Below are 4,678 nucleotides of genomic sequence, written 5' to 3' on the forward strand. Positions count from 1 at the left end.
TCACCCCATTTTTTGGCGGCATTACCGCGACAGCGGCACTCGCCCGCTCGGCAGCGAATATTAAAGCCGGTGCAGAATCGCCAGTGGCGGGCATGATTCATGCGCTGGTGGTCTTGCTGGGTTTGGTTGCCCTTGCTCCCTTGCTGGCATATTTACCCATGCCTGCAATGGCCGCGTTACTGGTGATGGTCGCTTGGGGGATGAGTGAAGCGCATAAAACCGTACATTTAATTAAAACAGCACCACCCGGTGATATTTGGGTATTTATCACTTGTTTTGCCTTAACCGTTTTATTCGATATGGTGATAGCGATTACTGCGGGTATTGTATTGGCTGCGCTCTTGTTTATGAAAGAAATCGCCGCCATGACCCATGTGGATGATGTGACTGTTGATGAAAATAATACCGATAAGACGAAGCAGCTACCGGAAAACTGGCGTGCGTTCAGTATTAGCGGCCCATTATTTTTTGCGGCGGGCGACCGGGTATTTGGTGAGCTTTCAACGTTCTGTACTGAACAGCAACATATTATTCTTTCATTAAAAGAAGTATCGCTGCTGGACGCAGGTGGTTTGTCGTCGCTGGATAAATTAATTACCAAATGCGAAAAAAATAATACCGAATTAATCCTGACCGATATTCCCAAACAGCCGCTCAGTACACTTGCGCACGCCAATATAAAACCGATTAAAGGTGTGCTGCGCTTTTATCTAACGCTGGGTGAGGCGCGTCGGGTGGTTATCGAAGGCCATTGAGGTGGGGTTATCGCTGCACCAATTATTTTGCGCTTTAATGCCACCATCGGGCGATGAGTAGCCAATGCACCCTAAGAGGCTATCGAAAATTTGTTCGTGGTGCGGGTTAAAATTATTTTTTTCACGCTTCTGCAAATTCGCAAAGAGTTGTTGGTGTTGTGGTTGCGCAATGAATTTATCCGACGCCCAGATGATAAAGGGGACGCGAAATTGTTCGGGCGGTGCCATCTCTTTGGGGGTGGCATGGAAGTGGTGATTTTCGTCGATGGATTCGCCGTGGTCGGGAATATAAAATACCAGTGCATTTTTATCGCGCAACTTATCGAATACATTTTTCAGCATGTGGTCAATGTACAGCACGGAATTATCAAACGAATTGACCAATTGTTGTTTGGTGCAAGTGTCGTCTATATCCATACACTCAGGCGTAAAACGCGCAAATTCGCGTGTATAACGCTGGCTATACAGGTGATGTGAGCCTTTGGTATGCAGCACTACCAAGTGTTTTCCCTGTTGGTATTTGTTAATGGATTTTTCCATTTGATCGACCAATAACATATCGTCAATCGGACGTTTGCTGTGAGCATATTCCGAGGCAATAATTTCACGGATCTCATAACTGTTTGCATCCAGGCTGGAATAAAACCAGGCCTCGCTTTGCATCCCAAATAATTCCGAGGTGAAACCCAGTTTGCGCATCACGGCAAACACATTGCGCTCTTTAAGCGTGCGCTGGTCATCGTCTTCTGTGCCGTTTTCACGCACAAACATACAGCGCAACGATAGTTTTGTGGCGGTATCGCAGGAGGTGCCGCGTAGTGCAATCAAGTTGGGTTCCTGCGATAAAAGCGGTGTGGTATCACGCTCATACCCCAACAAACCCATATGATCCCAGCGGGTGGTTTCACCAATTACAAACACCACAAATAAATTATCGATTGCTGGTGTTGGCTGGTAAGTGAAATGGCTGCTCGGGTCATAGAGTTGTTTTGCACTTGCATCTTCCTTGCTGAGTTGATGCGCATAAATCGCGAGGCTGGCGATCCAGTTGGTGGGCAAATAGGAGTGTGCAATTACACCGCCGATGCTCGCGGTGTATTGATTGTTTTTGCGCGCCTGGTCTTTGGTGAGTTTGACAATGGTATCGATGCTGACATTGAGCACCAGCAGCATGCCGATAGCGGGCACCAGTTTTTTGGCAAATCCCCCAACACCATTCCACTGGTTGCTATAGACATCATTTAGCAAACGGGTGCACCAGAGCCATAAGCAGGGAAGTAGTCCGACCAGCAGAAACCACAAGAAAAATTCGTGTCCGAGTGCTTCGCCGTTTAAATCCGTATCCAGCGTCAGCGTGGAAACAATCACACCGTAGCCAATGACTACATTGAAAAATGTCATGTAATAGCTGGCTGCAGCGGAGGCAAGGAGTATAAAACTCGCGAAAGTTTTATAGACGATTTGGCCAAGCAAGCTAAAAAAGCTGATGAGCAAATAGCAAAAGGCAACGAGTGCAACGGCTGACAGCAGGGCAGAAATTGCCTCAAGCCAACCGCCGGATATACCATTGCGAACCAGGCAGGCGCTATTGAGGATTACACCAATATAAACGCTGAGTGCCAGCGACACTTGCCGCTGGCTAAAAACAGTTAGGGATCGCATTATTATTATCCACAAGGGTAATTGTATCTTTCGCTTTACTTTCGGGCTTCAGGTTGAAGCACCATTCCCTTGTGAGACTAACAGGCCTTACTTAAGGCTTTCTTATTAGTATTTTGTCCGTAACTCAGTTGTCGAGGCGCGAATCATCTTCGCCGCCGAATGCAGCCAATAGTGCCTGAATAAAGTTCTTTAATTCAAGTGCCATGATCGCAAAGTCAGCGTCAAACTGTTCTGCTTTGCTTTCCGGATTCCGCTCGTTGGCCTTCTCGCTGATCACGTCTTCAAATTTCAGGCGTTTAACGGCCACCTGGTCGTCAATCACGCAACTGATCGCTTCTTTCCAAACCAGCGCAATTTTACTGACATGCATACCACTTTCCAGATGGTTGCGAATCTCGGTTGCAGTGAGATCCTGTTTTTTGCAGCGGATGACCCGGCCATCTTTTGCAGCTTGCAGCTCTACTTCCTCACCCAATTCAAACTGGTGCGGGGCCTGGCTTTCACGCAGCCAATGGGTCATCACTTGAGTGGGAATATTTTTTGGGGCGATAGGTAAACAGCGCAAACTGCCGAGTGCTTCACGCAGTTTACTCAGCAAATCTTCTGCGCGTTTCGCTGACGACGAATTCACCACAATCATATTTTCTTGTGGGGCGATATAAGCGTAATCCAGCGATGAGCGGGTAAAGGCGCGCGGCAAGAGCGAAAAAATAATTTCATCTTTTAATGTATCGCGCTCCTTGCGTCCAATTGGACGGGATTCCGCCTCGCTTAGTGCCAGCACTTTTTCTTCCAACTGTTCTTTGATCACACCACCGGGCAGGATTTTTTCCTGCTTCTTGGCGCAAATCATGATGTAGCCATTGGTTACATGGATAAATTCACTGCCGTGACGCCCAAGCGGAAATTCAAAACCGTAACGCATCGGGTCCAGACTGCCGCAGGGGTTAAAACAAAATTCGGCGAGCTTTTCATTTAATTCTTCAGCAGAAATAGTCCACTGCTCGGTGAGGCGATACAAACGTAAATTTTTAAACCACATGGAAAATCCAACAACAGAAAAGGTTTTTATTTAGGGATGGAAAATTACTGGACGGTTGCGATGAAGCATGGGGTTCGGTGTGATCTTTGAGACCGTATGCGGCAAGGATGCCGCATCCGAGCCCCCAGGGATGGGTTCACGGCGTGTCGAAAAAGGTCACACCGGAGCCCATGCTGGTGGTCATTTCAAACTGAGGAATTAACCAACAATATCAATCAACTCAACATCAAAAATCAGCGTTGAGAAAGGTGCAATGCTCGCACCTGCACCGCGCTCACCGTAGGCGAGATTGTGCGGTACATACAAACGCCATTTGGAACCAACAGGCATCAACTGCAGGGCTTCAGTCCAACCGGCAATAACACCGTTGACCGGGAAATCAATGGGTTGGCCGCGTTTAACGGAACTGTCAAACACAGTGCCATCAATCAAAGTACCGTGGTAATGGGTTTTTACTTTTGAGGTCGCGGTTGGAATCGCACCAGTACCTTGAGTGATGACTTCATATTGCAAACCTGAGGCGGTCACAGTGATACCAGCTTTTTTAGCGTTCTCTGCCAGAAAAGCTTCGCCAGCACCTGCTAAAGCCTTGTGCTTTTCCGCTTCTTTGGCTTGCATGCGGGTATTGATCTCTTCAAATGCCGCTTGCATCTGATCATTGCTATAGGGCATATCCACACCGTTGAGCGCATCCATCACACCCTGCGCAACCGCAGCGGCTGATACACCTTCAAAAGGATTGCTTGCCAGTTGGTCGCCCATTTGACGGCCAATGCCGTAGCTGACGAGCTCTTCAGTGGTCTTGTATTGGTTAGACATAAAATCAATTTCCAAGGGATAAATAAGGCCGCGCAGTCTAGCAGATCAGGCAGCAGAATCCTTACCGGAATCGGCTTCTGGTTGTCCCTCTTCGTTTTCACTAGGCACCATTACATGCACCTCACGAATAAAAATTCCCCAGAAAGCGATAAACAACGCGGCGACCAAAGGTCCTATCACAAAGCCATTAATACCAAACAGCGCCAAGCCACCGAGGGTAGACAGCAGAACGATATAGTCGGGCAGTTTAGTATCGCGCCCTACCAGAATCGGGCGCAGGATATTATCAACCAGACCAATCACACCCGCGCCAAAGGCGACCAAAATAATCCCTTTAACGTTATCGCCAGTGGCAAATAGATAAATAGAGACAGGAACCCACACAATGGCTGGCCCCACG

Annotated in this window: 5 protein-coding genes; 1 reads left to right on the forward strand and 4 read right to left on the reverse strand. The window is 47.9% G+C overall.

The annotated features are described in order from the left end of the window. The coding region (locus ACWA6V_RS17525) for a SulP family inorganic anion transporter (protein WP_449523704.1) at window positions 1-755 on the forward strand (755 nt) is incomplete at its 5' end. Here ACWA6V_RS17525 and eptB read toward each other — a convergent pair. The 4 genes from eptB to ACWA6V_RS17545 all read right to left on the reverse strand — a co-directional run. Further along, window positions 711-2,417 (reverse strand): kdo(2)-lipid A phosphoethanolamine 7''-transferase, encoded by a 1,707-nt coding sequence (eptB, locus tag ACWA6V_RS17530; protein WP_449523705.1) that lies wholly within the window; start codon window positions 2,415-2,417, stop codon window positions 711-713. The two genes, ACWA6V_RS17525 and eptB, sit on opposite strands and share 45 nt — an antisense overlap. Before the next feature lie 124 nt (window positions 2,418-2,541). Beyond that, on the reverse strand, window positions 2,542-3,459 hold the full coding sequence (gene rdgC / locus ACWA6V_RS17535; RefSeq protein WP_449523706.1) for a recombination-associated protein RdgC: 918 nt from the start codon (window positions 3,457-3,459) through the stop codon (window positions 2,542-2,544). A gap of 198 nt (window positions 3,460-3,657) precedes the next feature. Continuing rightward, the gene (locus ACWA6V_RS17540) at window positions 3,658-4,278 is read right to left on the reverse strand and encodes an FKBP-type peptidyl-prolyl cis-trans isomerase (protein WP_310075128.1); all 621 of its coding nucleotides are present in this window, start codon (window positions 4,276-4,278) and stop codon (window positions 3,658-3,660) included. Between the two features lie 45 nt (window positions 4,279-4,323). Further along, window positions 4,324-4,678 (reverse strand): AI-2E family transporter (locus ACWA6V_RS17545; RefSeq protein ID WP_449523707.1); only part of this gene is annotated, 355 nt, incomplete at its 5' end.

This window comes from Cellvibrio sp. (genome assembly GCF_053579595.1).